The organism is Micromonospora sp. WMMD964 (assembly GCF_029581455.1).
Taxonomy (GTDB): Bacteria; Actinomycetota; Actinomycetes; order Mycobacteriales; family Micromonosporaceae; genus Micromonospora.
In genome coordinates this window covers 4342904-4367470 of sequence record NZ_CP120860.1, presented here as the reverse complement: position 1 = coordinate 4367470, position 24567 = coordinate 4342904, and the positions used below count along the sequence as shown (strand labels likewise).

28 protein-coding genes are annotated in these 24567 nt (G+C 73.6%); 13 read left to right on the top strand and 15 right to left on the bottom strand.

Annotated features, from left to right (window positions below; translation table 11 throughout):
- Positions 1-177: 177 nt before the first annotated feature.
- The 3 genes from O7616_RS20060 to O7616_RS20050 all read right to left on the bottom strand — a co-directional run bounded on the left by O7616_RS20060 (position 178) and on the right by O7616_RS20050 (position 3036).
- Complete coding sequence (locus tag O7616_RS20060; RefSeq protein WP_282303408.1) at positions 178-891, bottom strand: histidine phosphatase family protein; 714 nt, start codon at positions 889-891, stop codon at positions 178-180.
- A 259-nt stretch (positions 892-1150) separates the two neighbouring features.
- Positions 1151-1987 carry an undecaprenyl-diphosphate phosphatase gene (locus tag O7616_RS20055; RefSeq protein ID WP_282303407.1) on the bottom strand — a complete coding sequence of 279 codons (837 nt, stop codon included), beginning with the start codon at positions 1985-1987 and terminating at the stop codon, positions 1151-1153.
- A complete protein-coding gene (locus O7616_RS20050) occupies positions 1984-3036 on the bottom strand; it encodes an LLM class F420-dependent oxidoreductase (RefSeq protein WP_145782115.1) in 1053 nt (350 codons plus the stop codon). Before O7616_RS20050 ends, O7616_RS20055 begins: the two co-directional genes overlap by 4 nt.
- 186 nt (positions 3037-3222) lie before the next feature.
- Between O7616_RS20050 and O7616_RS20045 the strand changes: the two genes are divergently transcribed.
- Positions 3223-4194, top strand: a complete 972-nt coding sequence (locus O7616_RS20045; RefSeq protein ID WP_282303406.1) for an aldo/keto reductase — start codon at positions 3223-3225, stop codon at positions 4192-4194.
- A 25-nt stretch (positions 4195-4219) separates the two neighbouring features.
- Here the strand turns inward: O7616_RS20045 and O7616_RS20040 are convergent, their stop codons facing one another.
- Genes O7616_RS20040 through O7616_RS20030 form a run of 3 tightly spaced genes read right to left on the bottom strand, consistent with a single transcriptional unit; the run spans position 4220 to position 6529 of the window.
- Positions 4220-5125, bottom strand: coding sequence for a hypothetical protein (locus O7616_RS20040; protein WP_282303405.1), 906 nt, complete (start codon positions 5123-5125; stop codon positions 4220-4222).
- A 13-nt stretch (positions 5126-5138) separates the two neighbouring features.
- Complete coding sequence (locus O7616_RS20035) at positions 5139-6200, bottom strand: WXG100 family type VII secretion target (protein ID WP_282303404.1); 1062 nt, start codon at positions 6198-6200, stop codon at positions 5139-5141.
- Entirely contained in the window at positions 6197-6529 is a 333-nt protein-coding gene (locus tag O7616_RS20030) for a hypothetical protein (protein ID WP_282303403.1), read from the bottom strand. The genes O7616_RS20035 and O7616_RS20030 overlap by 4 nt, the downstream gene beginning before the upstream one ends.
- A 93-nt stretch (positions 6530-6622) precedes the next feature.
- Between O7616_RS20030 and O7616_RS20025 the strand changes: the two genes are divergently transcribed.
- The 3 genes from O7616_RS20025 to O7616_RS20015 all read left to right on the top strand — a co-directional run bounded on the left by O7616_RS20025 (position 6623) and on the right by O7616_RS20015 (position 8207).
- A complete protein-coding gene (locus tag O7616_RS20025; RefSeq protein ID WP_282303402.1) occupies positions 6623-7042 on the top strand; it encodes a YbaB/EbfC family nucleoid-associated protein in 420 nt (139 codons plus the stop codon).
- Complete coding sequence (locus O7616_RS20020) at positions 7039-7833, top strand: SseB family protein (protein ID WP_282303401.1); 795 nt, start codon at positions 7039-7041, stop codon at positions 7831-7833. Before O7616_RS20025 ends, O7616_RS20020 begins: the two co-directional genes overlap by 4 nt.
- Before the next feature lie 182 nt (positions 7834-8015).
- Positions 8016-8207: a DUF5703 family protein gene (locus O7616_RS20015; RefSeq protein WP_088989720.1), complete on the top strand. Its 192-nt coding sequence runs from the start codon at positions 8016-8018 to the stop codon at positions 8205-8207.
- A 141-nt stretch (positions 8208-8348) separates the two neighbouring features.
- Here O7616_RS20015 and O7616_RS20010 read toward each other — a convergent pair whose 3' ends face one another.
- Together O7616_RS20010 and O7616_RS20005 are read right to left on the bottom strand one after the other, a co-directional pair.
- The gene (locus O7616_RS20010; RefSeq protein WP_141909300.1) at positions 8349-9011 is read right to left on the bottom strand and encodes a hypothetical protein; all 663 of its coding nucleotides are present in this window, start codon (positions 9009-9011) and stop codon (positions 8349-8351) included.
- A 58-nt stretch (positions 9012-9069) separates the two neighbouring features.
- Positions 9070-10398: a M20/M25/M40 family metallo-hydrolase gene (locus tag O7616_RS20005; RefSeq protein WP_282303400.1), complete on the bottom strand. Its 1329-nt coding sequence runs from the start codon at positions 10396-10398 to the stop codon at positions 9070-9072.
- 183 nt (positions 10399-10581) lie between these two features.
- On the opposite strand from O7616_RS20005, the gene O7616_RS20000 reads away from it, so the two are divergent.
- The 3 genes from O7616_RS20000 (at position 10582) to O7616_RS19990 (ending at position 12549) form a co-directional block, all read left to right on the top strand.
- The gene (locus tag O7616_RS20000) at positions 10582-11190 is read left to right on the top strand and encodes a hemerythrin domain-containing protein (protein ID WP_282303399.1); all 609 of its coding nucleotides are present in this window, start codon (positions 10582-10584) and stop codon (positions 11188-11190) included.
- Between the two features lie 86 nt (positions 11191-11276).
- Positions 11277-12257, top strand: coding sequence for a LysR family transcriptional regulator (locus tag O7616_RS19995; RefSeq protein ID WP_282303398.1), 981 nt, complete (start codon positions 11277-11279; stop codon positions 12255-12257).
- Between the two features lie 46 nt (positions 12258-12303).
- Entirely contained in the window at positions 12304-12549 is a 246-nt protein-coding gene (locus O7616_RS19990) for a hypothetical protein (RefSeq protein WP_282259728.1), read from the top strand.
- 58 nt (positions 12550-12607) lie between these two features.
- Here O7616_RS19990 and O7616_RS19985 read toward each other — a convergent pair whose 3' ends face one another.
- From O7616_RS19985 to O7616_RS19975, 3 genes are read right to left on the bottom strand one after another with little or no spacing between them, the layout of a single operon-like run.
- On the bottom strand, positions 12608-12958 hold the full coding sequence (locus tag O7616_RS19985) for a DUF3140 domain-containing protein (protein WP_282259729.1): 351 nt from the start codon (positions 12956-12958) through the stop codon (positions 12608-12610).
- Complete coding sequence (locus O7616_RS19980; protein ID WP_282259730.1) at positions 12958-13164, bottom strand: hypothetical protein; 207 nt, start codon at positions 13162-13164, stop codon at positions 12958-12960. The genes O7616_RS19985 and O7616_RS19980 overlap by 1 nt, the downstream gene beginning before the upstream one ends.
- Positions 13161-15719 (bottom strand): ATP-dependent Clp protease ATP-binding subunit, encoded by a 2559-nt coding sequence (locus O7616_RS19975; protein ID WP_282259732.1) that lies wholly within the window; start codon positions 15717-15719, stop codon positions 13161-13163. Before O7616_RS19975 ends, O7616_RS19980 begins: the two co-directional genes overlap by 4 nt.
- A 129-nt stretch (positions 15720-15848) precedes the next feature.
- Here O7616_RS19975 and O7616_RS19970 point away from each other — a divergent pair, with 129 nt between their 5' ends.
- The 5 genes from O7616_RS19970 to O7616_RS19950 all read left to right on the top strand — a co-directional run bounded on the left by O7616_RS19970 (position 15849) and on the right by O7616_RS19950 (position 21079).
- Positions 15849-16241, top strand: coding sequence for a hypothetical protein (locus O7616_RS19970; protein ID WP_282259734.1), 393 nt, complete (start codon positions 15849-15851; stop codon positions 16239-16241).
- A 152-nt stretch (positions 16242-16393) separates the two neighbouring features.
- Entirely contained in the window at positions 16394-16654 is a 261-nt protein-coding gene (locus tag O7616_RS19965; protein ID WP_282259736.1) for a hypothetical protein, read from the top strand.
- Positions 16655-16660: 6 nt separating this feature from the next.
- Positions 16661-17752, top strand: a complete 1092-nt coding sequence (locus tag O7616_RS19960) for a hypothetical protein (RefSeq protein WP_282303397.1) — start codon at positions 16661-16663, stop codon at positions 17750-17752.
- A complete protein-coding gene (locus O7616_RS19955; protein WP_282303396.1) occupies positions 17745-20420 on the top strand; it encodes an FtsK/SpoIIIE domain-containing protein in 2676 nt (891 codons plus the stop codon). The genes O7616_RS19960 and O7616_RS19955 overlap by 8 nt, the downstream gene beginning before the upstream one ends.
- A complete protein-coding gene (locus O7616_RS19950) occupies positions 20417-21079 on the top strand; it encodes a hypothetical protein (RefSeq protein WP_282303395.1) in 663 nt (220 codons plus the stop codon). Before O7616_RS19955 ends, O7616_RS19950 begins: the two co-directional genes overlap by 4 nt.
- 273 nt (positions 21080-21352) lie before the next feature.
- Here O7616_RS19950 and O7616_RS19945 read toward each other — a convergent pair whose 3' ends face one another.
- Positions 21353-22627 (bottom strand): cupin domain-containing protein, encoded by a 1275-nt coding sequence (locus O7616_RS19945; RefSeq protein WP_282303394.1) that lies wholly within the window; start codon positions 22625-22627, stop codon positions 21353-21355.
- Positions 22628-22638: 11 nt separating this feature from the next.
- Entirely contained in the window at positions 22639-22944 is a 306-nt protein-coding gene (locus O7616_RS19940; protein ID WP_282303393.1) for a hypothetical protein, read from the bottom strand.
- A gap of 157 nt (positions 22945-23101) precedes the next feature.
- Between O7616_RS19940 and O7616_RS19935 the strand changes: the two genes are divergently transcribed.
- Positions 23102-23881, top strand: a complete 780-nt coding sequence (locus O7616_RS19935; RefSeq protein ID WP_282303392.1) for a DUF72 domain-containing protein — start codon at positions 23102-23104, stop codon at positions 23879-23881.
- A 44-nt stretch (positions 23882-23925) separates the two neighbouring features.
- Here the strand turns inward: O7616_RS19935 and O7616_RS19930 are convergent, their stop codons facing one another.
- On the bottom strand, positions 23926-24354 hold the full coding sequence (locus O7616_RS19930; RefSeq protein WP_282259745.1) for a DUF2267 domain-containing protein: 429 nt from the start codon (positions 24352-24354) through the stop codon (positions 23926-23928).
- Positions 24347-24532 (bottom strand): hypothetical protein, encoded by a 186-nt coding sequence (locus O7616_RS19925; protein WP_282303391.1) that lies wholly within the window; start codon positions 24530-24532, stop codon positions 24347-24349. Before O7616_RS19925 ends, O7616_RS19930 begins: the two co-directional genes overlap by 8 nt.
- Between the last annotated feature and the right edge of the window lie 35 nt (positions 24533-24567).

Here is a 24567-nt window from a genome sequence, read left to right as displayed (position 1 = left end):
ACCCTATCCGGCCCGCCACGGCACCGCGCACCCCACCGACCCGAATCGCCGCACCGGCGGCGCGCCCGGCGTACCGGCTGCTACACCCGGGCGTGGCGGCCCGGCCGCCGGTCTGCGCGCGCCTCGACCGCCGACCGGGCGGGAATGGCGCGGCCGGGCGGCCGCCGACCGGTGTCGTCACGAGACCGCACCGGCCCCACCGCCGACCGCGGCGTCCGAATCGGCGGCGCGGGACGCCCGCCTACGCCGCTTACGCGGCGGCGGCACCAGGGCGGAGAGGTCACCGCCGGTGTCGTTGAGCCGGAGCAGGAACGGACGCAGCGGCGTGAACCGGATCGCGGTCACCGACGCCGGGTCGGCGACCACCCGCTGAAAAAGATCAAGGTGTACGCCGAGCGCGTCCGCCACGATGGCCTTGATCACATCACCGTGGCTACACGCCAACCACACCGCCTCCGGACCGTGCTCGGCGTTCACCCGGGCGTCCCACGACCGAACCGCCGCGACCGCCCGGGAGGACATCGCCGCCATCGCCTCCCCGTCGGGGAAGACCGCCGCGCTGGGGCGCTGCTGCACCACCGGCCAGAGCGGCTCCTTGGCGAGTTTCTTCAGCGGCTGCCCCTCCCAGCTGCCGTAGTCACACTCGATCAGGCCGTCCTCGACGACCGGCGTGGCCTGCGGCAGCGCCAACTCCAGGGTCTGTCGGCAGCGGATCAGCGGGCTCGTCACGACGGCGGCCAGCGGCACCGCCCGCAGTCGCTCGCCCACCGCGGCGGCCTGCGCGCGCCCGGTGTCGTCCAGCTCGACCGGTTGCCGGCCGGCCAGGCCGCCGTCGGCGTTCGCCGTGGTCCGGCCGTGTCGCAGAAGCAGAAGGGTCGCCACGCTGACCACCCTAGGGCCTCGCCCGCCGCTCCGACCTCCACGGGCCACGGCCGACGCCGCACGCGAGACCGGGGATGAGCGCCCGTCCCGCCTTGATCGACACCGGTTCGCCGATCCGGGGGTCTACCGCTGCCCGGATACCCCCGCCTCGGCGATGTGGAGTCGATCAAGGGGTCTCCCGCTCCCCGCCCCGGCGATGTGGTGTCGGGCGGTACGTCGACGGCCTCCGGTCCGCCGGAAGGCGGGCCGGAGGCCGTCGACGGGTGGGTCAGGTGGCGCTGATCGTGCCGGTCAGCAGCAGTGCCAGGACCAGGGTGCCCAACGCGACCCGGTACAGCACGAAGACGTACAGGGTGTGGTGGGCGACATAGCGCAGCAGCCAGGCGATGGCCGCGTACCCGATGCCGAAGGCGATGACCGTGGCGACGACCATCTGGGCCACCGACGGCGCGGACGTGCCCGGGGCGGACGGCTCGAAGACGTCACCGAGGCTGAACACGCCGGACATCACCACCGCCGGGATGGCCAGCAGGAACGAGTACCGTGCCGCCGCCTCCCGGGTCAGGTTGAGCAGCAGACCGGCGGTGAGCGTGCCACCGGAGCGGGACACCCCGGGGACCAGCGCCATGGCCTGGGCGAAGCCCATCACGATGCCGTCCTTCATCCGGAAGTTCTCCAGGGTGCGGGTCTGCCGCCCCCAGTACTCCGCGAACGCCAGCACGAACGCGAACACGATCAGCGTGGTCGCCACCACCCACAGGTTGCGCCCGGCCGTCTTGATCTGGTCCTTGAACAGGAAGCCGAACAGACCGATCGGGATGGACCCGACGATCACGTACCAGCCCATCCGGTAGTCGAGGCTGGACCGGACGGATTTGTCACGGATGCCGACCAGCCAGGTCCGGGTGATCCGCCAGATGTCCTTGGCGAAGTAGATCAACACGGCCGCTTCGGTGCCGAGCTGGGTGACCGCGGTGAAGGACGCGCCCGCGTCGCGGTCGAAGAAGATCGCCGAGGTGATCCGCAGATGCCCCGACGAGCTGACCGGAAGGAACTCGGTCAGTCCCTGGACGATGCCCAGGACGATGGCCTCGACCCAGGTCACTCGCCGACTCCCGAAAGATCAAGTGCCTCGGCGACGGTACGCAGGGTCTGCACACCGCTCTCCCGGTCGGCCACGAACAGGGTCACCGACAGCGTGGTGACGCCGGCGGCGGCGTACTCCCGCATCCGCTCGGCGACGCGCTCCTTCGGGCCGAGCAGCGACGTCCGGTCGATGAACTCCATCGGTACGGCGGCGGCGGCGTCGCGCTGTCGCTTGGCCAGGTAGAGGTCCTGCACCTCGCGGGCGGCGTCGCCGTACCCCATCCGGGTGGCGAGCTGGTTGTAGAAGTTCTGCTGGCGGCTGCCCATGCCACCCACGTACAGCGCCGCGTACCAGCGCACCAACTCGGCGCAGGACGCCACGTCGTCACCGATCACCACGGGCACCGACGGCACCACGTCGAACCCGGCCAGCTCCTTGCCGACCTTGGCCCGCCCGGCGCGCACCGAGGCGAGCTGCTCCTCGGCGAACTCCGGGGCGTAGAACACCGCCAGCCAGCCGTCGGCGATCTCGCCGGCCAGCTCCAGGTTCTTCGGGCCGACCGCGGCCAGGTAGATCGGTATGTGCTCGCGGGGTGGGTGGAAGCCCAACCGCAGGGCCTTACCGGGGCCGTCCGGCAACGGCAGCGTGTAGTGCTCGCCGTCGTACGCCACCTCCTTGCGGGCGACGGCCAGCTTCACGATGTCGACGAACTCGCGGGTCCGGGCCAGGGGCTTGGCGAAACGCACCCCGTGCCACCCCTCGGAGACCTGCGGGCCGGAGACGCCCAGGCCGAGGCGGAACCGACCACCGGAGAGCGCGTCGATGGTGGCGGCGGTCATCGCGGTGGCCGCCGGCGTACGGGCGGGGATCTGCATCACCGCGGCACCGACGTCGATCCGTTCGGTCTGGCCGGCCATCCAGGCCAGCATGCTGGGCGAGTCGGAACCGTACGCCTCCGCCGCCCACACCACCGAGTAGCCCAGCCGGTCCGCCTCCTGCGCCAGGGCCAGGTGGTCGGCGGGTGTGCTCCACGCTGTCTGGTATCCAAGACTGAGCCCGAGTCGCACTGGTCCTCCCCCATCCGTGGCACAGGTCGCACCAGGTTACGCAATGCCGATAACGGAGTCGATCACCGGCTCGACCCCTTTGGTCCCCCCTCCATCGGGACAGCCCCGGGCGGCGGAACCGGCAGAACCGGCAGAGATACGGGAGCGAGGATATCCGTGGCGGCAGGTTCGAAATAAGGTTCACCCATGCAACAGCGACCGCTCGGCCGAAGCGGGCTGGCGGTTTCCCGGCTCGCGCTCGGCACCATGACCTGGGGCCGGGACACCGACGCCGACGATGCGGCCGCCCAGCTGAAGAGTTACCTGGACGCGGGCGGCAACCTGATCGACACCGCCGACGTGTACGGCGACGGCGACGCCGAGTCGGTGATCGGCTCGCTGCTGGGCTCCCTGGTGCCCCGCGAGGAGCTGCTGATCGCCACCAAGGCCGGGTTGCGGCCGGGCAGCGGCCGACGCCGCGACGGCTCCCGGGGGCACCTGCTGCGGACGTTGGACGCGTCGCTGCGCCGGCTCGGCACCGACCACGTCGACCTGTTCCAGGTGCACGGGTACGACCCGGACACCCCCCTGGAGGAGACCCTGGCCGCGCTCGACCACGCGGTGGCCAGCGGCAAGGTCCGCTACGTCGGTGTGTCGAACTTCTCCGGCTGGCAGACCGCGCGGGCCGCCGCCTGGCAGACCGCCTGGCCGGGCCGGGCACCGGTGGTCGCCGCCCAGGTGGAGTACTCGCTGCTGGAACGGGGCGTGGAGCGGGAGGTGCTGCCCGCGTGCGACGCGCTCGGCCTCGGCGTGCTGCCCTGGTCCCCGCTGGGTCGGGGGGTGCTGACCGGCAAGTACCGGCACGGCCGTCCGGCCGACTCCCGGGCCGCGTCGCCGCACTTCGAACGATTCGTCGCCACGTACCTGGAGCCGCGCTGCTCCAGCATCGTGGAGGCGGTGGCGACCGCAGCAGGTGGGTTGGGGGTGTCGCCGCTGGAGGTGGCGTTGGCCTGGATCCGGGACCGGCCGGGGGTGACCGCGCCGATCCTCGGCGCCCGGACGGTGGGGCAACTGCTCGGCGCGCTCCAGGTGGAACGCATCACACTTCCCGAGGAGATCACCACCGCGCTGGACGACGTCTCGGCGGTGCCGGTGGGCTACCCCGAGCGCGACAGCTGACCCACTGGTCGACCTACCGGCCGCGTCACGGCGCCGGACGCCGACCGGGGAGGTCGCTGATCGCGGTGAGGAAACGCGACTGGTCGTCGCGCAGCGCGGGCTGGGTGAGCCGGATCCACGAACCGTCGTCGAAGGAGACGGTGGAGGTGAGCTGCACCAACCCGCTCGCGCCCCGTTCGGAGTCGACCCGGGCCACCCGGGCGCGCGGCACGCTCCACAGCACCCGGGGTTGCCGCCGGTCGGGCCGGTCGGCGTCCGGGCGGGGGCCCATCCGCAGCAGGTGCAGGTGGGTGTCGGTGACCGCCAGCGGGGTGCCGGTGTAGCGATCCAGGAACAGCAGCAGACTGCCTGCGATGGTGGCGAGGTCACCGTTGAAGACGTACCGACGCCGGTAGGCGATCTCGGCGAGCTGGTCGGCCAGCGGCCGGTACAGGCTGAGCCGGAACACCGCCCGGAACGCCTCCTGCTCCGCGGTGAGCGGAATCGGCTCCCGCCGGGTCGGCTGCTCGGGCAGGGCCCGCTCCGGCGCGACCGACTCCCCCACCCCGGCGGCGAGGGCACCGGCCTTGCCCGGAAGCAGCAGCACGCCCGCGGCCATCCGCACCGGCGTCAGCACCGCGTCGACCCAGACCACCGGGTTGACGATGTTGAGCAGCCCGAACAGCACCTTCGGGTCGAGCGACTCGGCCAGTTCGGCGCCGACCTCGTCGGCGAGCTGCCGACCGGCCTGGTGGGTCTGCGACAGGCGCACCGGCCCCAGCCCCACGTAGCGGAGGTCCTGCCCGGCCAGCAGCGGCGCCACCAGGGCGCGTTCGGGCTCGTCGCTGGTGCGGAACTCGTCGCGCAGCTCGCGCGCCTTGTCCCGGGCGGCCCGCGCGCCGCCGAGCACCGCGTCGGTGAACCGGCCGAACCGACCCCGCTCCCCTGACATCACCGTCGCCTCCCTAGCGGCCCGCGGGCTGACCCGCGGGCGGTTGCCCGAAGACATTCTGGTCGATCCAGTCCGCGCCACCCTGCACCGCCTGGTCGATCTGGTCGCCGGCCTGTTCGCTGCCGGGGACGGAGAGACCACTGGTCAACGCGACCGTTCCCCAGGTGACGCCGTGGACGACCGAGTTCGGCACGTTCCAGGGCAGGTTGGTCGCCCAGTCCCGGGCGATCACCCGGGCACCGTCGGTGACGCCGTGCGTCCGCAGCGCGGCGGCCCGGTCGAGGACGCCCATGTCGAACGGCGAACCGGACTTGCCCAGCTTGTAGGTGCCCTTGGACGGGTCGAGGACCTTGTGGTGCCACTTGTCGAGCTTGCCGGCGGCGCGGCGCTTGTCGGCGTACTTCCTGCCGGTGCGCAGCGCCTTCTGCATGTCGACCAGCTTGTCGAGGTGCGTCCGCAGCTTGCGCAGGTACAGCAGGACCCGCTGGAGCAACCGGATGACCTTCTGCAGGTGCACCGCCAACGGCCGGATCACCTTCAACATCCGGGTGACCACGATCAGGCCCCGGGTCACCGCCAGCCCGACACCGGCCGCCCAGGACGCTCCCATGGTGACCGGCGCCATCAGCAACGCCGTCACCAGCGTGACGAGGAGCCAGTTCACGAACTCCACGCACAGATCGACGAGCACGTCGTGGACGGTCTGCAGACCGTCGGCGACGCTGCGCAGGTACTCCGCCGTCGCGGCGAACTGGTCGGCGACGTCGAGGAGTTGCTGCTCCACCTCGGCCAACCGCTTCCCGTACGCCGTGCCGGAGGGGGCGCGCCACCCGGCCTGGGCGGACTCGCGGGCCCCCCGGTGGCCCTGCGCCAGGTCGCGCACCTGCGTGGAGAGCGCGTCCCACTCGGCGGCCTTGGCGCGCAGCACGGCGGGTTCACCGTCGACCAGGTCGACGAGCTGGATGAGCGGCCAGGCCAGGGTCCGGCAGACGCTGTCGACCGCGTCCTGCACCCCGGAGAGCGCGTTGTCGAGGCCGTTCCACAGCTCGACGGCGCTGCCGGCCGGCCCGCTCATCCGGGCAGCCCCGACTGGATGGCCTTGAACCCGGCGTCGAGGTCCCGCTCGTTCTGCTCGTATGCCTCGACCGTGTCGCCCAACGCCGTGGCGACCCGACCGAACGCGGCGTGCGCGGCACCGAACAGCTCGCGACCGCCGGTGACCTGCTCGGCGTACTTCGCGCGGAGCATGTCACTGGCGAACGGCAGGTGACCGAAGGCGTCCGACGGCACGTCACCGGCCGAGACGATCTGACTCTCCAGCGCGGCGAGTGAGCCGGCGACCTGCTCGGCGGCTGTCTCCAGTCGACGGACCGCCTGCACGTCCACATCGATGTCCGGTGGCATGCCGTTCCTCCCCCATGAGTCGAGCGCACCGACGATACGATCTCCCGGCCGCCGGGCACCACCCGGTCGCACGATCCACGGGGGAGGGATCTCATGACGGACCCGACGTCCGCGTTCGACGCGCTCGCCGGACGGGTCGCCGACATCGAGCGCCGGTTCGCCGGGCTGGGCGACGACCTGGCCGAGCTGTCCGGCACCGCGACCGACGAGAGTGGCCTGGTCTCGGCGACGGTCGACGCCACCGGGGCGCTGACCGGGCTCACCCTCGCGCCCGCGGCGCTGCGCGCGGGCACCGAGGGCGTGGCGGAGCTGGTGCTCGACGCGTACCGGCGGGCCCGTGCGGTCGCCGCCGAACACGTCGAGGAGCACACCGAGGGGTTGGACGTCGCGCTCGGCGCGGGCCTGGGCGACCTGTTCGGCACGCCGGGCGACTTCTCGGCGCTGGGCCGCCTGGAGGAGACCGTGGCCCGGCTCGGTCGGCTGGGCGAGCGCCTGCCCGGCCCTCCGGCGTGACGTCGCCGACCTGGCCGGAGATCGTCGAGCGGCTACGCGAGACGGTCGTCCGCTGCGACCGGGACACCGACCTGGAACTCTCCGCCGGTTCGCGCGGCATCCGCCTGCTGGTGCGCCGCGAGGTGGTGCGGGTGGTCTGCCCCGGCCACGACGAGGCACGCCTGGCCGCGCTCGGCTGGCACCGCCCGACCGACGACTCGGGCTGGTGGTACGAGGTGCCGCGCACCCCGGAGCAGGTGCAGCGGCTCAGCGTGCTGGTGGCCCGTACCGCCGCCGAGGTGCTGACCGACCGGCCGGGCGCGCTCTCCTGCCGGGTGGTGCCACCGGCCGCGCGCCCCGGCCCGCCGCCGCCATCGCCCGCCGCCGGGCCGGGCACGGCCGGACCGGCTACGGCCGGACCGGCTACGCGCGGACCGGCGGAGCCGGAGGTGGTGGCGGTACTCGGCGCGGCCGTCGACCGGCGTGACCTGCCCGGCTACCTCGCGGTGCTGGCCGGCGCGACGGTGTGCGTACCGCTGGCCGGGGAACCGACACCCGATGCCGACTTCCCGTGGACGGTGGTCGGCGACGCGACCGGCGCGCCGCTGCTGCCGGTCTTCACCTCGCCGAGGGCGCTCGCCGCGTTCACCGGGGACGGGGTGCCGTTCATCGCGCTGCCCTGCGCCGACCTGTTCGAGGACTGGCCGGACCCCTCCTGGGGGCTGGCGGTCGACCCGGGCAGCGCCCAGGCGGTAGCCCTGACCGCGCCGGCCCTGACGACCCTGCTGACGGCGAACGTCCCGGCCGGCTGAGTTCCGGACGCACTCCCTGCCGATCATGGGGTTGTGGTGGGTGACAAAAACCCCCTAACCAGGTCAATCTGGTCACCACAAGTCCATGATCGGCGCGGTGCTGGGTGGGACGGGCTTCTGGGCGGCGTTGGTCACCCCGGAGGGGGTGGCGAATGGCCGCTGGGCTGGGCAGCATGGATGGCATGGACTACGAATACGCGCCGCTGCGGTTGCCGCCGAACGTCGACCGGTTGACCGCCGCGGCGCAGTTGGCGATCCAGGCGGAGTTCTCCGGATGGGAGCTGGCCCGGGTGCGGCTGTACCGCGACGGCACGCGGCAGGTGGTGCTGCGCCGTCGACTGGTCAACCAGCCGCAGCCGGGCCTGTCGTACTGAACGGGCCGTGACGGCCCGGAGCGATATACCTCAGAGTCATATTCATACCTCTGAGGTATATCGCTCACCGGCACCTCGACAGGGCAGGCCGGCCAGACGGGACGACGAGCGCAGCCCCGTGCCGGGTGCGGACGTACTCGTCTAGTGCTGGTGCCCGGCGTGGTCGTGGTCGTCGTCGAGCTCCAGGAACGGGTGCTCGTCGAGCCGACCCACCAGCCGGTCGTCGGCCGCCGGCTGGAACGGGCCCACCGCGTCGTCGTCGTCGAACGACTCCAGGTCGACAGGGGTGCCGACCTCGCTGACCATGACCACCCCGTCGAGCGGTTCCAGCTCCGGGACGTCCAACGCGCCGAGCGAGCCGTCGCCGCTCTGCAGCAGCTCCAGCACCGCCTCGCCGACGCCCTCCACCGGCGCCGGCTCGTCGTCCTCCGGGGTCCCCTCGCGCCGGGCCGCCTCGGCCACGCGCAGCAGCGCGGCGACACTCGGCACCCGGTAATCGCGGCGCTGACGCACCGAGATCACCCGGGGGTGCGGGTCGCTGGCCTCGGCCCCGTCGACGCCACCGAAGCGTTCGTCGGCCTCGTCCGGGTCGATCGAGTCGACATCCCACGGCGTCACCTCACCGAAGGCGTCGAGCAGGCGCTCGTCGTACGCGAAGGAGGCGTTGTTCAACGCCACGTACGCCTGCCAGACGTCGTCGTCGTCGACGCGGCCCTGGGCGGCGCGTACGGCGGCGAGGTGGTGGCGGGCCGCTTCGATCACGCGCTCGAGAGCGGCGTCCAGCTCACCGTGCTGGTCGGTCATGTGGGGCTGTCCCTTCACGATGGGGAGGTTGCGCGCCGACGGCAAGTGCCGGACACGGCTAGCAGGTACGCAGGAACCGGTCGAGCACCCGCACGCCGAACTGTAGTCCGTCGACCGGAACGCGCTCGTCGATGCCGTGGAACAACGCCGAGAAGTTCAGGTCGGCGGGCAGCCGGAGCGGGGCGAACCCGAAGCAGCGGATGCCGAGCTGGGAGAACGCCTTGGCGTCGGTGCCGCCGGAGAGCATGTACGGGACCGGGCGCGCCCCCGGGTCCTCCGCGCGCAGGGCCGCCGACATGGCCTCGACCAGGTCACCGTCGAAGGTGGTCTCCAGGGCCGGCTGCCGCTGGACGTACTCGATCGCGATGTCCGGGCCGACCAGCTCGCGCAACTGCCGCTCCAGCAGCTCGGACTGGCCGGGCAGGCTGCGGCAGTCGATGGTGGCGGTGGCCCGGCCGGGGATGACGTTGTCCTTGTAGCCGGCGCTCAACCGGGTCGGGTTGGCGGTGTTGCGGATGGTCGCGCCGATCAGGTTGGCGATCGGGCCGAGCTTGGCGATGGCCGCCTCCGGGTCGTCCGGGTCCAGCTCGATGCCGAGCAGGTCGGAGACCTCGGTCAGGAAGGCCCGTACGGTGTCGGTGACCACCACCGGGAAGCGGTGCCGGCCGATCCGGGCGACCGCCTCGGCGAGCGCGGTGACCGCGTTGTCGTCGTGCACCATCGAGCCGTGCCCGGGGCGGCCCTTGGCGTGCAGCCGCAGCCAGTCGATGCCCTTCTCGGCGGTCTCGATGAGGTAGAGCCGCTGGCTGTCGTTGACCGAGTAGGAGAAGCCGCCGACCTCGCCGATCGCCTCGGTGCAGCCGTCGAACAGACCCCGGTGCTCGTCCACCAGGAAACGCGCGCCGTAGTCGCTGCCCGCCTCCTCGTCGGCGGTGTACGCGAGCACGATGTCGCGCGGCGGTCGTACGCCGGTGCGCTGCCAGTGCCGCACCACGGCCAGCACCATCGCGTCGAAGTCCTTCATGTCGATCGCGCCGCGACCCCACAGGTAGCCGTCGCGCAGCTCGCCGGAGAGCGGGTGCACCGACCACTCGTCGGCGTCGGCGGGCACCACGTCCAGGTGGCCGTGCACCAGCAGCGCGCCCCGGCTCGGGTCGGTGCCGGGGATGCGGGCCACCACGTTCGCCCGGCCCGGGGCGGACTCGTGCAGGACGGACTCCACACCCACCTCGGCGAGCTTCTCCGCCACGTACTCGGCCGCGCGGCGCTCACCGACGCTGGTGTCGTTGTCCCCGGTGTTGGTGGTGTCGATGCGCAGCAGATCGCGGCAGAGGTCCACGACCTCTGCGGTGGGGTCGGGTCGGGCGGAGGCGGCGTCGCTCGTCATCGCCTCTTCATACCAGCCCGAGGTGGCCGACGGACCGGCGCACCGGCGCGGACGGACCGGCGCGCCGGTGCGCGCACGTCGACACATCGACGGGTCGGTTTCGCCGTGACCGGGTTCGGGTACCGCCGCCCACGACCGAACGTCCCCTGCCGGAGCTTCCGCCCGCCAGTCGAGGAGGGCACCATGTCCGCCGTTCCCCTGCCGCCGCTGCCGCCCACGCCCGCACCCGAGGAGGGCTACCGGCCCGCCGGTCGCAGCATCGCCGACATCGTCGACCGGGAGCATCAGCAACTGCTGTCGCTGGTGGAGCAGTTGACCGGCCCGGACGCCACACCGCAGGAGGCGTTGGCGGTGCTCACCGCCGCGCTGTCGCGGCACCTGTCCGCCGAGGAGCAGTACCTGTTGCCGGCGGTACGCGTCGCGCTGCCGGCCGCCGGTGAGCGGGTGGACGCCGAGATCGCCGCCGACGCCGGCCTGCTGAACGCGCTCAAGGGTTTGACCGACGAGGCGCTGACCGACGTCGCCGGGCGGGTTCGCCAGCACGTCGAGGGGGTGGGCGCGCTCGTCACCGAGCTGCGGGCGGTCGCGACCGAGGAGGAGCTGATCCGCCTGGGCAACCGGTTGGAGATCGCCGAGGAGGCCGCGCCGACCCGTCCGCACCCGAGCACGCCGGCGACCCCTCCGTGGAACCGGATCGTGGAGCCCGCGGTGGGGGTGGTGGACAAGGTGCTCGACGCGGTGACCAGGCGGCCGACCTACCTGGCGGACCTGCCGGAGCCACCTCGCGACTGAGCGCGGCACCCCCTCGTCAGTGCATTCATTATCACCGATCCGCTCAGGCTATTCCGCAGGCTGACGCGTAGTCCTACCGTCACCCTATGAACCTGGAGCTGCGTCACCTGCGGGTGGTCTGCGCGATCGCGGAGACGGGGAGTGTGACGAAGGCGGCCTCGGCGCTCGGCCTGGCCCAGCCGGCCCTCACCGCCCAGCTCCAACGCATCGAGCGGACCCTGGGCGGCCCGTTGTTCGACCGGGACCGGCGTGGTGCCCGGCCCACCGCACTCGGTGAGCTGGTGCTGGCCCGGGCCCGGGTGCTGCTGCCGGCGATGAAGGGGTTGCAGGACGAGGCGGCGCGGTTGGCCGGGGCCGGCAGCGCACCCACCTGCTACCGGTTCGGTGGGGTGAACAGCCCGATCCTGGGCCGGCTGGTGCACCGGTTGGCGGCCGCGCAGCCGCCGGCCCAGATCACCACGTTCGCCTCCTGGTCGGTGGACGAGTTGGCGCAGTTGGTGGCCGGCGGCCGGTTGGACTTCGCGCTCACCGGTGTGTGCGGCGACGCCAGCCCGTCGGCCGGGTTCGGGTTGAGCTGGCAGGAGGTGGCCGTCGACCCGGTGCTGGTGCTGCTGCCGGAGACGCACCCGCTCGCCGCCCAGGACGAGGTGCGCCTGGCGGACCTGCGCCACGAGCAGTGGGTGGCCGCGCCGGGCGACGGCTGCTTCGGCGACTGCTTCGCCGCCGCGTGCGCCCGCGCCGGCTTCACCCCCCGCAAGGTGTACGAGACCGACATCCGCGGCTGCATCGACCTGGTGGACGCCGGTGTGGCGGTGGCGTTGTGCCAGGCGACGTTCCGTCCGGTGGCCGGGTTGGTGACCCGCCGGCTCGCCGGGATCCCGCTGCGCTGGCGGCTCCTGCTCGGCTGGCATCCGGACTCTCCCGCCGCCCAGGCCGCCGAGGTGGTGGTGGAGACGGCCAAGGCGGCGTACGTCGACTCGTTGGCCCCGCATCCGGCGTACCTGGCCTGGCTGCTGAGCAACCCGGGGTTCGGGGTGCGGCAGCCCAGCGGGATCCGGCCGGTCTGAGCGGGAGGTGGGGTGCGAACCGCCGTTGGCCGGGTATCTGGCGGACATGACGGACCTCTACCCGCCCGCCGACGACCGCGAACTGCTGCGCCAGGCGGCCGCCGCGCACACCGCCGCCACCCGCGAGGTGGAGGCGTTCCTGCGCCGCCTGCCGACCGTGCCCGACCCGGCCGACGTCGCCGAGTACGCGAACCTGCTCACCCGGGAGGACCAGACCCGCGGTGACCGGGACGCGGCGGCCGACGCCGCCGGACTGACGATCGGCAGCCTGGAGCCCGACCAGGGCCAGTAGCCGCACACGTCGACGGCGCCGTCCCGGGGCGGGACGGCACCGTCGAGCGGTGTACCGGTCAGCGTTCGACGAGCGGATCGTGTCCCAGGTCGAGCAGCGAGTGCCGCCAGCCGTCGTCGGCGTTGCCGCGGGACGGCTTGGCGTCCATCAGCTCGCGGATCCGTTCCACCGCCTCCCGCATGACCTCGATGTCCTCCGGGGTGAGGTCGACCTTGCGCTTGTTCAGCACCTTGAGGATCTCCCGTCCCGGCTGGGGCAGGTCGAGGTCCGGGTTCGGGCTGAACGACTCCTCACCGGAACCCCGGGTCAGCAGCCAGGTGCGTAGCTGCTCCGACGGGACGTTCACCTCGGCGTGGAAGTCCTCCCAGAGCACTTCCACCTCGGGGTCGAGCCGCGCTTCGCGTACCATCAGGTCTCCTCTCGCCGGCGGTCCCCGGACGTCTCCGGGTCGTCCTCCTGGTCGGTCTTCGGATGCAGGCCCTCGGCGGGCACCCGCGTCCTGCGGGGGTTCGCGGTGGGCGGCGCCAGGATCGGGTCGGGATGCTCGTCCTCGTCCCGGGGTGTCGCGGGCTCGCGCGGGTCCTCGTGCTCGTCCCGTCGTGCCGGCCCGCTCATCGTGGGTGTGTGGTCGTGGCCGGGGTGTACCCGCGCTCCCCGGCGCCCACGTCGAAGGTGAGCGCGCCGTCGCGCACGTCCACAGTGACCTTCTGACCCGGGGATATCGCCGATTCCAGCAGCATCCGGGACAGGTGGTTGTCCACCTCCCGCTGGATCACCCGGCGCAGCGGGCGGGCGCCGAACTCCGGCTGGTAGCCGTGCTCGGCGAGCCAGTCGATGCCGGCGGTGGTGAACTCCACCTGGAGGTCCTGGGCGTGCATGCGGCGGCGGGTCTCCTCCAGCAGCAGCGCGGTGATGTCGCGCAGCTGCTCGGCCTCCAGCCGACGGAAGATGATCACCTCGTCGATGCGGTTGAGGAACTCCGGGCGGAAGTTCTCCTGGAGGCGGCGCATCAGCCGCTCACGCAGCTCGTCGTTCTCCTGCTCGCTGCCCACGTCGCCGGCGCCGAAGCCGACCGCGCGCTGGGCACCGGTGATCAACTCGGAACCGAGGTTGCTCGTCATGATCAGGACGGTGTTCTTGAAGTTCACCGTACGACCCTGGCTGTCGGTCAGACGCCCGTCGTCGAGCACCTGCAGCAGGATGTTGAACACGTCCGGGTGGGCCTTCTCGATCTCGTCGAGCAGCACCACCGCGTACGGGCGGCGGCGGACCGCCTCGGTGAGCTGACCGGCCTCCTCGTAGCCGACGTACCCGGGCGGGGCCCCGACCAGGCGACTGACCGTGTGCCGCTCCTGGAACTCGCTCATGTCCACCCGGACCATCCGGTCCGCCTCGCCGAACAGCGCCTCGGCCAGGGCGCGGGCCAGCTCGGTCTTGCCCACACCCGTCGGGCCGAGGAACAGGAAACTGCCCATCGGCCGGTCCGGGTCGGCCAACCCGGCCCGGGACCGGCGGACGGCCTCGGCGACGGCGGTGACGGCGTCGTCCTGGCCGACGACCTTCTGGTGCAGGTGCCCCTCCAGGCGCAGCAGCCGGTCCCGTTCCTCCTCGGTGAGCTGGCTGACCGGGATGCCGGTGGCCCGGGAGACCACCTCGGCGATCTCCTGCGGACCCACCTCCGGCACCTGCGAGGAGGACATCCCGTCCTCGCCGTTGGCCCGGCGGATCTGCTGTTCCAGCTCGGCGATCCGGTCGCGCAGCGCGGAGGCCCGCTCGTACTGCTCGTCGGTGACGGCCTGTTCCTTGTCCCGGCGTACCTCGTCGAGTTCCTGTTCCAGCTCCCGCACGTCGGAGGCCGGGGTCCGGGTGCGCAGCCGCACCCGCGCGCCGGCCTGGTCGATGAGGTCGATGGCCTTGTCCGGCAGGAACCGGTCGGTGACGTACCGGTCGGACAGTTCGGCGGCGGCGACCAACGCCTCGTCGGTGAAGCGCACCTGGTGGTGCGCCTCGTACCTGTCGCGCAGGCCGCGCAGGATGGCGATGGTGTCGTCGACGCTGGGCTCGGGCACCAGCACCGGCTGGAAGCGCCGGGCCAGGGCGGCGTCCTTCTCGATGCTCTTGCGGTACTCGTCGAGCGTCGTCGCGCCGATCACCCGCAGCTCGCCGCGGGCGAGGGCGGGTTTGAGCATGTTGGACGCGTCCATCCCGCCCTCGCTGCCGGCGCCGCCCGCGCCGACCAGGGTGTGGATCTCGTCCAGGAAGATGATCAGCTCGTCGCGGTGCGCCCGGATCTCGTCGATCACCTTCTTCAACCGCTCCTCGAAGTCGCCCCGGTAGCGGGTGCCGGCGACCAGACCGGCGAGGTCGAGCTGGACCACCCGCTTGCCGAGCAGGGTCTGCGGGACGTCGCCGTCGCAGATCCGTTCGGCCAGCCCCTCGACGATGGCGGTCTTGCCGACCCCGGCCTCACCGATCAGCACCGGGTTGTTCTTGGTACGCCGGGACAGGATCTCCACGGCCTGCTCGATCTCGTCGGCCCGTCCGATCACCGGGTCGATCTGGTCGTTGCGGGCCAGGTCGGTGAGGTCCTGCCCGTACTGGTCCAGGGTCGGGGTGCCACGATCCGGCTTCGGGCCGGTCATCGGCCCGCGCTCGGCGTTGGCGGCCTGCAACGACTCGGGTTGGATCCGACCGGCGGCCAGCATCCGCCCGGCCGGCGACTCCGGGTTGAGCGGCAGCGCCATCAGGATGTGTTCCGGGCCGATGTAGTTGGCCCCCATCGCCCGGGAGAGCTGGTGGGCGTCGAGCAGCGCCCGCTTGGCGGCCGGGGTCAGCGACAGGTTCGGGGGCACCTCCCCGCGCGGCGCGCCGTCGCCCTTGCCGCCGAGGGCGTTGAGCAGGGTGTCCGGGTCCGCGCCGGCCCGGCGGACCAGGTCGCGCAGGGGCTCGCGTTGCAGCGCCGCCCAGAGCAGGTGGTCGGTGTCCAGGTCGCTGCTCTGGCGTTGGGCGGCCCGCCGGGCCGCGTCGGCCAGCATCTCCCGGGCGTCGGCCGTCATCAGTCGGGTGATGTCGACCCGGTGCGGCGGTCGGCGTCCTCCCTCGCCCCGGCCGAAGTACCGGGCCAGGAATTCGTCCCACGGGTCGGAGCCGATGTCACCGGGTCCCATCATGTCTGTCCTCCGCAGTCGGGCGCGGCACGGTCGGCAGGGGCTACCCGACGCGCGCCCCGACAAACGCCGCAGGCGGTGGCGCGGGTGTGGCGTCCGGCCGGGGCGGGCCGATGGTGGCAGGCTGGTGGGATGAACGAGACACCGCTGTTGATCGTGGACGGCGCCAACGTGGTGGGCTCCCGCCCGAACGGGTGGTGGCGGGACCGCGCCGGTGCGGCGGCCCGGTTACGTGACTCGCTCGCCCCGGTGGCGACCGTCGGGTTGCCGGCTCGACTGCCCGCCCCGGTGGAGGTGGTGCTGGTGGTCGAGGGGGCCGCGCGGGACGTGCCCGGCACCGAGGGCGTCCGGGTCGTCTCCGCCGCCGGGTCCGGCGACGACACGGTCGTCGAGCTGGTGGCCGACGCGCCGCAGCGCCGTCGGCTGGTGGTCACCGCCGACCGGGAGTTGCGCGGGCGGGTGACAGCGCTCGGCGCCGAGGTGTACGGCCCGCGCTGGTTACGCGAGACCCCGCCCAACAACTGAGAAGTTCTCGCACTGGGACTCCCACAGAACGGACTCCCGGCACTTCCGGGCGCCTTCCGGACAGGCGGGCAGGAACACCGACAGGGCGGATGTTCTTTCGGAACCGCCGATAGGCTCTAATGGAGATCTCCCCGCCCCCAGGAGGTTCCGCCGTGGCGAGCGTCGCCGAGTTGAAGGCTGCCATCGATGTCGCCCTCCAACAGATCGGGGACGGGCAGACAGCCGTGCAGGCGGCCGGCGAGAAACTGTCCGAGGCGCAGCAGACCCTCGCCGGGGCCCTGGAGGGCAGCGGGCACGAGACGGTCGAGGCGGCCCAGGCCTCGCTGACACAGGCCGGCCAGGAGCTGGAGGAGTGTCTCGCCGCGACACTTGTCGCGGTGGAGCAGGCGCAGCTCTACGTCGCCACCCTGTAGGCGCTCATGTCCATCATCGAGGACGTCGGTGGGCAGGTCCGTGCCGCCACCGAGGAGTTCCCGCTGGCCCTGCTCGGGCAGGCACTGGAGAAGTTCGGCCTGGCCGCGGAGCGACTGCGGTGGGTCCGTCAGGAGTCCGCCAACCCGATGGGGGTGCCCGAGCTGAGCGCCGCCACCGAACACGCCGAGAGCGCCGGTTACGCGCTGCGGGTGGCCCAGGAGCAGTTGTCGGCGTACCTGGCCGCGATCGGTCTCGCCGCGGACGGCGGTCCGGCGCCCCGCCCCGAGCACCGCGCGCCCCGACACGACGCGCCACCGGAGTCCGGGCCCACCACCGTGGCTCCGGAGCCGACCGAGCAGGCTCGGATGCGCCGCTGGTGGTCCGTGCGGGTGACCGAGCTGACCGGTGGACGCGTCGGCGCCGACGACGAACCCGACGAGCGGTTGGACGACTCCCAGGAGTTGCTGCGCCGGGTGGTGGGCGGCGTCCGCTCCGGCGACCGGGACCGGCTCCGCACGGAGCTGCGTCGGGCCCCGGCCGACGTCGGCCTGGGCATGGCGGCGCTCGCGCCACCGCTGCTGCGCGAGCTGGCCGGTGAACTGCTCGGGCACCCGCCCCGCGCCACCGACCTCGGACGGCTGCGCGGGGAGCTGGACGGACGCGTCCGCGACCTGCTGCCCGGGCTGCCGCCGCCGGTGCTGGAGACGTTGCTGACCCGGGTCTGTCGGATGCCGCCGCCGCGTGCCTCCGGGGAGCCGCCGCACGCCGCCGACTCCGCGGTCACCGCCGGTGTGGCCACCGCACTGCTACTCGCCCGCCTCGGCCGGGACCTCCCCTCGGGCGACACGCGACAGCCGTCAAGCCCGGGCCGGGCCGCTGACGGAGGCCAGTCGCCGGGTGCGGGCCGACCGGCCGACGCGCGGCAGCCGGCGGGTTCCGGCCGACCGGCGGCGGGTCGCTCGGCGGGTGGGGGCGCACGCCCCGGCGGTGCCGCCGCGCGGCCGGGCACCGGCGGTGGGCAGCCCTCCGGTGGGCTGCCGCCCCGCTCGGGAAGCCCCTGGCGGGACGCGCCGGTCCGACGGGGCTCCGATGGCTGACCGGCGCGGCCAGTTGGCCGGCCGGGTCCGGGACACCCTCGCCGAGGCGCTGGGCGCCACCCGTACCCGCCTGTCCGCCGCGCAGGCCGAGCTGACCGCCGGGCGGGAACGGTTGACCCGGGTCCAGCGGGCGGCGGCGGCCGTACCGGCGCGGGTGGGCGCCCAGCGGGACCGCCGCGTCGCCGAGATCGACGCCCGCTTCTCCACTCGGATCGCCGAGCTGGCCCGCCGGGCCGCCGACGCCGCCCGGCAGGAGGCCCCGGGCTGCGCGGGGGCCGACTGGGCGGGGTGGGCACCGACGCCCGCCCGGCGGGCGGAGCCACCGGGCGCGCTGCGGGTCGGCACGGTCCAGATCGACGGCGTCGAGCCGGTGCCCGCGCTGGTGCCGCTGCTCGACGCCGGGCACGTCCACCTCTCCGGTGACGACCGCGCCGGTTGCGACGCGGTGGTGTCCGCGTTGCTGCTGCGGGCCGTCGGCCGCGCCGACCCGGGCGCGGTACGACTGATCGGGTACGACCCGGAGCAGCTCGGCGGCGGCCTGGCCGGGTTCTCCCCGATGGGCACGGCGGGGCTGCTCACCTTCGTGGGCCCCGGTGGCCTGGGCCCGCTCCTGGACGACCTGGTGGAGCAGATCCGCCGGATCAACGAGACGGTGCTCGCCGGTGAGTACGCCTCCCTGCGCGAGCTGGCCGCGGCCACCGGCCGGCGACCCGAACCGTGGCGGGTGGCGGTGCTGCTCGGTGGTGACGACCTGAACCGGCACGAGCGTGGGCAACTGGACCGGGTGGTACGCGCGGGTGCCGCCTGCGGGGTGCACCTCGTGGTGCACGGCGTGCCGTTGCCGCAGGACCCGACGGTGACCCGGGTGGTGGCCGAGGTGTCCGGCGCGCGCATCGGCGGGTCGGCCGGGCTGCCGGTACGCCTCGACCCCCCGCCACCGGCGCCGCTGGTCACCGAGACCTGCCGGGAGATCGCCGCCCGGGTGAACGCCGGCCCCCCACCGACGCCGTTCGGGGACCTGCTACCCGCACCGGAGCTGATGTGGCGGGAGAGTTCCGCCGACGGGCTGACCGCGCCGATCGGCGAGGGGTCACTGGGCCGACCGGTCCGCCTCACCCTGGGCGACTACCCGCCGCACGCGCTGATCGGTGGGCCGTCCGGCACCGGCAAGACGAATCTGATCTTCGCGTGGATCGGTGCGTTGGCCGCCCGCTACTCCCCCGCCGAGCTGGAGTTCTATCTGCTGGACTTCAAGGAGGGGGTGTCCTTCGCTCGGTTCGCGCAGGGTCGGCGCGACCCGAGCTGGCTGCCACACATGCGCCTGGTCGGCATCAACGTCAACACCGACCGGGAGTTCGGGTTGGCGCTGCTGCGGTTCCTCACCGAGGAACTGCGCCGACGGGCCGACGCGGCGAAGAAGCACGAGGTGACCAAGCTGGCCGAGCTGCGGGCGGTCGACCCGACCGGGCACTGGCCGCGGATCGTGGCGGTGGTCGACGAGTTCCAGATGCTGCTGGCCGGCCGGGACGTGGTGGCCCGGGAAGCCGCCGACCTGCTGGAGGACCTGGCCCGGCGCGGCCGGTCGCAGGGCATCCACCTGGTGCTCGCCTCGCAGGACGTGCGGGGCATCGAGGCGCTGTGGGGTCGCCCGGCGCTGGTCGCCCAGTTCACCCTGCGCATCGCGCTGCCCAAGGCGCTGCGGATCCTCGCCGAACGCAACGACGCGGCCCAGTCGCTGCCCCGCTGGCACGCGGTGGTCAACGCCGAGTCGGGCATGGTGGAGGGCAACGAGGTCGCCCGGATCCCGTCGGCCAGCGACTGGGAGACGTGGAGCGGGTTGCAGCACCGGCTGTGGCGGATGCGCCCGGCCGACGCGGCCCCCGCCCGGCTCTTCGACGGCGACGCGATCCCCCGGCTGGCGGACGCCCCGGACTTCCGGGCGCTCGCCGCGCCCCCGGACGGCACCGCGCCGCGCAACCCGGTGGCGCTGCTCGGCGAGATCATCGACGTGCAGTCCCGCTCGGCGGCACTGCGGCTGCCCCGCGCGCCGGGGCGCAACCTCGCGGTGCTCGGCACCCGGGTGGACGAGGCGTGCGCGGTGCTCGACGCCGCGGCCCGGTCGCTGGCCCGGCAGCACCCGCCGGGCACCGCCCGGTTCTCCATCGTCTGCCTCGACCCGGACGCCGACCCGATCGCCCGGGCGCTCTACGGCGACCTGGCCGACGACGCCGCCTGGTACGACGAGGAGACCGTCGGCGAGCTGATGGCCGAGACCGCCGACGGGTTGACCGCCCCGGGCAGCCCGCACTACCTGCTGCTGTTCGCGGTCGACGCGGCGGCGGGCGCGCTGGCCGCCCGGGCGGGTCGGCGCACCGGGTTGGAGCACCTGCGCCGGATCCTGCACGACGGGCCGGAACGACGGACGCATGTGCTGGCCTGGTGGCGGGGCGTGGCCCGGATGCGCGCCGACCTGGGTGGGGCCGGTGCCCGCACCGATCAGATCGGCGCGTGGGTGGCCCTGGACACCCACGGCGGCGACCTCGGGTCCTCGCTCTACCCGGGCACCGGCGGCCCGGACTGGTATCCCCGCCCCTGGCGGGGCCTCTTCTTCGACCGCGCGGTCCACCGCACCGGCCAAGTGATCATCCCCTACGGACCGTCGAGATGAACGAGCCGGTGACCAGTGAGACGTACACGGCGCAGCTACGGCGGTTGGCCGAGCTGACCGCCCGGGTGGCCGAGCAGCGCGACGAGGCACACACCTGGTACGAGCGGCAGTGCGCTGCTGCCGACCGGGCCGTCGCCGAGGCCGCCGAGCAGCTCCAGGACGCCGAGGAGGAGCTGGTCGCCGCCCGTGAGCAGCAGGAACGCGTTGACGCCGAGGTGGCGCACCTGTGGCAGCAGGCCCGCACCCGCCTCGGTGCCCGCCGTCTCGGCGGCCCGCCCGCACCGGCTGACGGCATCTCGGCCACCGACCCCGTGCTCCTGCTCGGGCGGGCCCGGGACCTGATCGACCGGGTCGGGCAGCCCGGTGAGCTGCCCGGTTCGGTCAACCCGCTGCTGGCGCTCTGCGGGGTGGCCGGCGGTGTGCTGGCGTACGCGTTGGGGGCCGGCGCGCGGGCGCTCGGCGTCGGGTACGGCGGTGACCTGGCGGTGGGGATGCCGGTGCTGGCGTTGGTGGTGACACTGCTCGGGCCGCTGGTCGGCCTGGTGCCGGCCCGGGTGTTGGCCGATCGTCGACACGCGGTGCTCGGGCCACGGCCGATCACCGTGGTCCTCGGCGCCGGGGTGATCACGACGGTGCTGCTGCTCGTGCTCGGCCGCTGACCCGCCGGGCGCTGCGGCCCCGGCGGCGCGCCGCCCGCACCGGTCACCCTGCCCCGCCGATCGGTGATCGACTCGGCTTCCGGGAAACCGGGCGATCCCCGCGGTGATCGAATCGGCTTCCCGGAAACCGCGCCATCCCGAGCGCCCGGACACCGCGGGTTCACGAAAGCCGAGTCGATCACCCTTCGGGCGTCGACCGGCCGCGCCGACCGGCGGGACCGACCGGCGGGACCGACCGGCGGGACCGACCGGCCGCGTCGGTCGGCGGGACGCTCAGGCCGGGACCAGGACGGCCTCGCGGAGCAGTCGGCGGGCCAGGGTGACCCGGTCGGCGTCGTCGGGCAGACCGGGCAGGTCACCGACCCGGGTGACCGTGCCGGTCAGCAGGGCGCGGGCGGCCGGCTCGCAGCTCACCGGCAGGGTGATCGTGCGGTCGAACAGCCGCAGCGCCACCGTGTCCGACCCGTGCGGCGCCAACTGCCAGCGCAGACCCGGCCGCATGGTGACCCGGGTGTCGGCGTCCAGAGTGGCCAGCGCGTCGGCCTGGGCGAGCGGTCGGATCGGTGCCGGACGGGCGGCCGGCCAGGCGCGCTGCCGCAGCCGGGCGGCGACCGCGGCGGGGTCGGCGCGCAGCAGCCAGTCCCGCAGCGCCTCCACGGTCTCGGTCAGCTCCGGCTCGATGGCGTCCGGGTCGGCGACGTCGGTGCCGAACGGCAGGCTGGCCCGCAGCCGCTGGTCCTCGGCGGCCAACGCCAACAGCTCCTCGACCAGGGCGTAGCGGGTGAGCGCGCGAATGCCCACGGTCAGGTGCAGCGAACTCGCCTCCTGCGCCTGCGCGCTGTGCAACCAGCCCCGGGGCAGGTAGAGGGCGTCGCCGGGGGCGAGCACCACGTCCAGCGCGGCGGGGCCCTGCGCGGTGGCGCCGACCTCGTCGGCACGGCCACCCCACGGCTGCTTCTCCAGCGGGTCGGGCAGCACCGGCGGGTGGATCCGCCAGTGTTTGCGACCGTCGACCTGCAGGACGAGCACGTCGTGGGTGTCGTAGTGGGTGGCGAACCCCTGACTGCCCGCCGGTGTGAGGTAGGCGTTGACCTGAAGCGGCTGGTTGAGCGCGAGGCCCAGGTCGCGGGCGAAGTCGACGAGCGGCGGCCAGATCCGGTGCAGACCCTGCAACACCAGTGTCGCGCCGGAGGCGTACTGCTCCAGGACCCGCTCGTCGAGCACCTGGTCGCCGATCTCGGCCCCCGCGCCGCCGCCACCGGTCCAGCGCGCGGGGGCGACCAACTGGCCGTCCTTGGCGACGCGCAGGAAGGGGGTACGCAGACCGCGCCGGCTCAGCAGCTCGTCGGCGTCGGCGGGGCTGAGCAGGTCGGTGAAGCCGGCCGGGTCGGGCAGCTCGGCGGCGCGGGACAGCAGCGGCGTGTGTCCCCAGTGCGCGGCGGCGAACTTGGCCGGTTCGACGGACACGCAGCGGGCCAGCGCCGCGGCGGCCCCGGCAGACGGATCCGCCGGACGGCCGTGGCCGTCCGGCGGGTCGAAGTGCGTCATGGTGTACGCCGCTACCGGGCGCTGCCGTCGGCGCCACCGTCCTGCTGACCCGGCGTCGCGCCGCCGTCGGCGGGGCCCTCCGCGCCACCGTCGGCACCGCCGTCCTGCTGGCCCGGGGTGGCACCGCCGTCGGCGGGGCCCTCCGCGCTGCCGTCCGCGCCACCGTCGTGCTGACCCGGGGTGGCACCGCCGTCGGCGGGGCCCTCCGCGCTGCCGTCCGCGCCACCGTCGTGCTGACCCGGGGTGGCACCACCGTCGGCCGGGCCCTCCGCGCCGCCGCCGCCCATGGTCTGCATGTCGTCATCGTTGAGTGCCATCGGTACTCCCTCGGGTGTGCCGCCCCGCCATCCGCCGGGGTCCGTCGTACTGCGGGTGGTACCCCACGCGCGATCTTCTCTAACCCTCACCGTAGACGCCGAATCGGGGCGACACGGGCAGTTCGCGGGCGGCGGCGGAGAGTGTCAGGATGAGGCGGTGATCCTGGTGGGCACGTCCGGCTGGCAGTACCGCGACTGGCGGGGCCGCTTCTACCCGCAGCGGCTGCCGCAGCGACTCTGGCTGGAGCACTTCGCGGCCGGCTTCGCCACCGTCGAGGTCAACAACGCGTTCTACCGGCTGCCGGAGCGGGACACCTTCGCCGCGTGGCGGGAGCGGACACCCGCGGACTTCTGCGTGGCGGTGAAGATGAGCCGCTATCTCACCCACATCAAACGGCTACGCGATCCAGCCGAGCCGGTGGCCCGGTTCCTCGGACGGGCGACTGCGCTGGGTGACCGCCTCGGCCCGGTGCTGGTGCAGCTGCCACCGAACCTGCGGGCGGACGTCGACGCGCTCGACGCGACACTTCGACTGTTTCCGGCTGAGGTCCGGGTCGCGGTCGAGCCCCGTCACCCCTCCTGGTGGACCGACGCCACCCGGTCGGTGCTGGAACGGCGTCGGGCGGCGTTGGTGTGGGCGGACCGGCTGGGACGCCCGGTCGCGCCGCGCTGGCGCACCACCGACTTCGGCTACCTGCGGTTGCACGAGGGGCGGGCCCGGCCTTGGCCGCACTACGGTCACGCCGCGCTGCGGTCCTGGGTGGGTCGGCTGGGCGACGCCTTCGGCGCGGACGAGCCCGCGTACGTCTACTTCAACAACGATCCGGGTGGCGCGGCCGTCGCGGATGCCGGCACGTTCGCGGCGCTGGCCCGCCGGGCCGGGCACCAGGTGTCCCGGGTGCCGTCGTCCGCCGCCCCGGCGTCCGCTGACGACTGAGCCCGCCCGACGGCGGGTCGGGCGGGCTCGGCGGTGTCGCGCCGTCACGGCAGAAGCACGGCGAGATCCTTCGGCATGGTCTCCTTGACGTCCTGCCACTCGCCCTGGGTGACGTGTCGGCGCAGCGTGTCCAGCACCACCTGCGTCACCCGCTCCGGGCCGCCCTCCGCGTCGTACGGGAAGCCTTGTCGGACCTCGTAGAGGAAGTCCTCCCGGTTGAGCTTGATCGGCACGTCGGACGGCACCCATCCGTCGAAGTAGATGCCCCGAACCAGCACCGGCAACTGCTGGGCGAACTCGACGCTCTCGTCCACCGGCAACCGGTCGCGCAGCAGGTGCAGCACCGTGCGCAGGGCCGCGTACGACTGGTTGCGCCGGTCCTTCGGCCATCCGTAGGCGTCCTCGATGTCCTTGAGGATGAGGTTCGTCTTGTCCAGCGAGGACTCGAACGCCGAGATCATCGAGTCAGCCATCGGTCGACCCCCGTTCCGAGGTGTCCCACCGTCGGTAGTCGGCGCGCCGTGGCGGCCCCACCGGGCCACGACGGGCCCGCACCGGGCTGCCCTGCGGTGTGCGCCGGGTGTTGTCGGCTGCGCCGACCACGTGCAGGACGGCACCGCGCCGCCGATCCGTCACCACTCGAACCGCCATCCCCGTCACCTCCGTGTCGTCTGCGGCGTCGACCA

What these genes read in the sequence shown, in the direction of transcription:
- O7616_RS20045 (WP_282303406.1), top strand. Translation starts at nt 3,223, where the DNA reads ATGCAACAGCGACCGCTCGGCCGAAGCGGGCTGGCGGTTTCCCGGCTC.
- O7616_RS20040 (WP_282303405.1), bottom strand. Translation starts at nt 5,125, where the DNA reads ATGTCAGGGGAGCGGGGTCGGTTCGGCCGGTTCACCGACGCGGTGCTC.
- O7616_RS20035 (WP_282303404.1), bottom strand. Translation starts at nt 6,200, where the DNA reads ATGAGCGGGCCGGCCGGCAGCGCCGTCGAGCTGTGGAACGGCCTCGAC.
- O7616_RS20030 (WP_282303403.1), bottom strand. Translation starts at nt 6,529, where the DNA reads ATGCCACCGGACATCGATGTGGACGTGCAGGCGGTCCGTCGACTGGAG.
- O7616_RS20025 (WP_282303402.1), top strand. Translation starts at nt 6,623, where the DNA reads ATGACGGACCCGACGTCCGCGTTCGACGCGCTCGCCGGACGGGTCGCC.
- O7616_RS20015 (WP_088989720.1), top strand. Translation starts at nt 8,016, where the DNA reads ATGGACTACGAATACGCGCCGCTGCGGTTGCCGCCGAACGTCGACCGG.
- O7616_RS20010 (WP_141909300.1), bottom strand. Translation starts at nt 9,011, where the DNA reads ATGACCGACCAGCACGGTGAGCTGGACGCCGCTCTCGAGCGCGTGATC.
- O7616_RS20005 (WP_282303400.1), bottom strand. Translation starts at nt 10,398, where the DNA reads ATGACGAGCGACGCCGCCTCCGCCCGACCCGACCCCACCGCAGAGGTC.
- O7616_RS20000 (WP_282303399.1), top strand. Translation starts at nt 10,582, where the DNA reads ATGTCCGCCGTTCCCCTGCCGCCGCTGCCGCCCACGCCCGCACCCGAG.
- O7616_RS19995 (WP_282303398.1), top strand. Translation starts at nt 11,277, where the DNA reads ATGAACCTGGAGCTGCGTCACCTGCGGGTGGTCTGCGCGATCGCGGAG.
- O7616_RS19990 (WP_282259728.1), top strand. Translation starts at nt 12,304, where the DNA reads ATGACGGACCTCTACCCGCCCGCCGACGACCGCGAACTGCTGCGCCAG.
- O7616_RS19985 (WP_282259729.1), bottom strand. Translation starts at nt 12,958, where the DNA reads ATGGTACGCGAAGCGCGGCTCGACCCCGAGGTGGAAGTGCTCTGGGAG.
- O7616_RS19980 (WP_282259730.1), bottom strand. Translation starts at nt 13,164, where the DNA reads ATGAGCGGGCCGGCACGACGGGACGAGCACGAGGACCCGCGCGAGCCC.
- O7616_RS19975 (WP_282259732.1), bottom strand. Translation starts at nt 15,719, where the DNA reads ATGATGGGACCCGGTGACATCGGCTCCGACCCGTGGGACGAATTCCTG.
- O7616_RS19970 (WP_282259734.1), top strand. Translation starts at nt 15,849, where the DNA reads ATGAACGAGACACCGCTGTTGATCGTGGACGGCGCCAACGTGGTGGGC.
- O7616_RS19960 (WP_282303397.1), top strand. Translation starts at nt 16,661, where the DNA reads ATGTCCATCATCGAGGACGTCGGTGGGCAGGTCCGTGCCGCCACCGAG.
- O7616_RS19955 (WP_282303396.1), top strand. Translation starts at nt 17,745, where the DNA reads ATGGCTGACCGGCGCGGCCAGTTGGCCGGCCGGGTCCGGGACACCCTC.
- O7616_RS19950 (WP_282303395.1), top strand. Translation starts at nt 20,417, where the DNA reads ATGAACGAGCCGGTGACCAGTGAGACGTACACGGCGCAGCTACGGCGG.
- O7616_RS19945 (WP_282303394.1), bottom strand. Translation starts at nt 22,627, where the DNA reads ATGACGCACTTCGACCCGCCGGACGGCCACGGCCGTCCGGCGGATCCG.
- O7616_RS19940 (WP_282303393.1), bottom strand. Translation starts at nt 22,944, where the DNA reads ATGGCACTCAACGATGACGACATGCAGACCATGGGCGGCGGCGGCGCG.
- O7616_RS19930 (WP_282259745.1), bottom strand. Translation starts at nt 24,354, where the DNA reads ATGGCTGACTCGATGATCTCGGCGTTCGAGTCCTCGCTGGACAAGACG.
- O7616_RS19925 (WP_282303391.1), bottom strand. Translation starts at nt 24,532, where the DNA reads ATGGCGGTTCGAGTGGTGACGGATCGGCGGCGCGGTGCCGTCCTGCAC.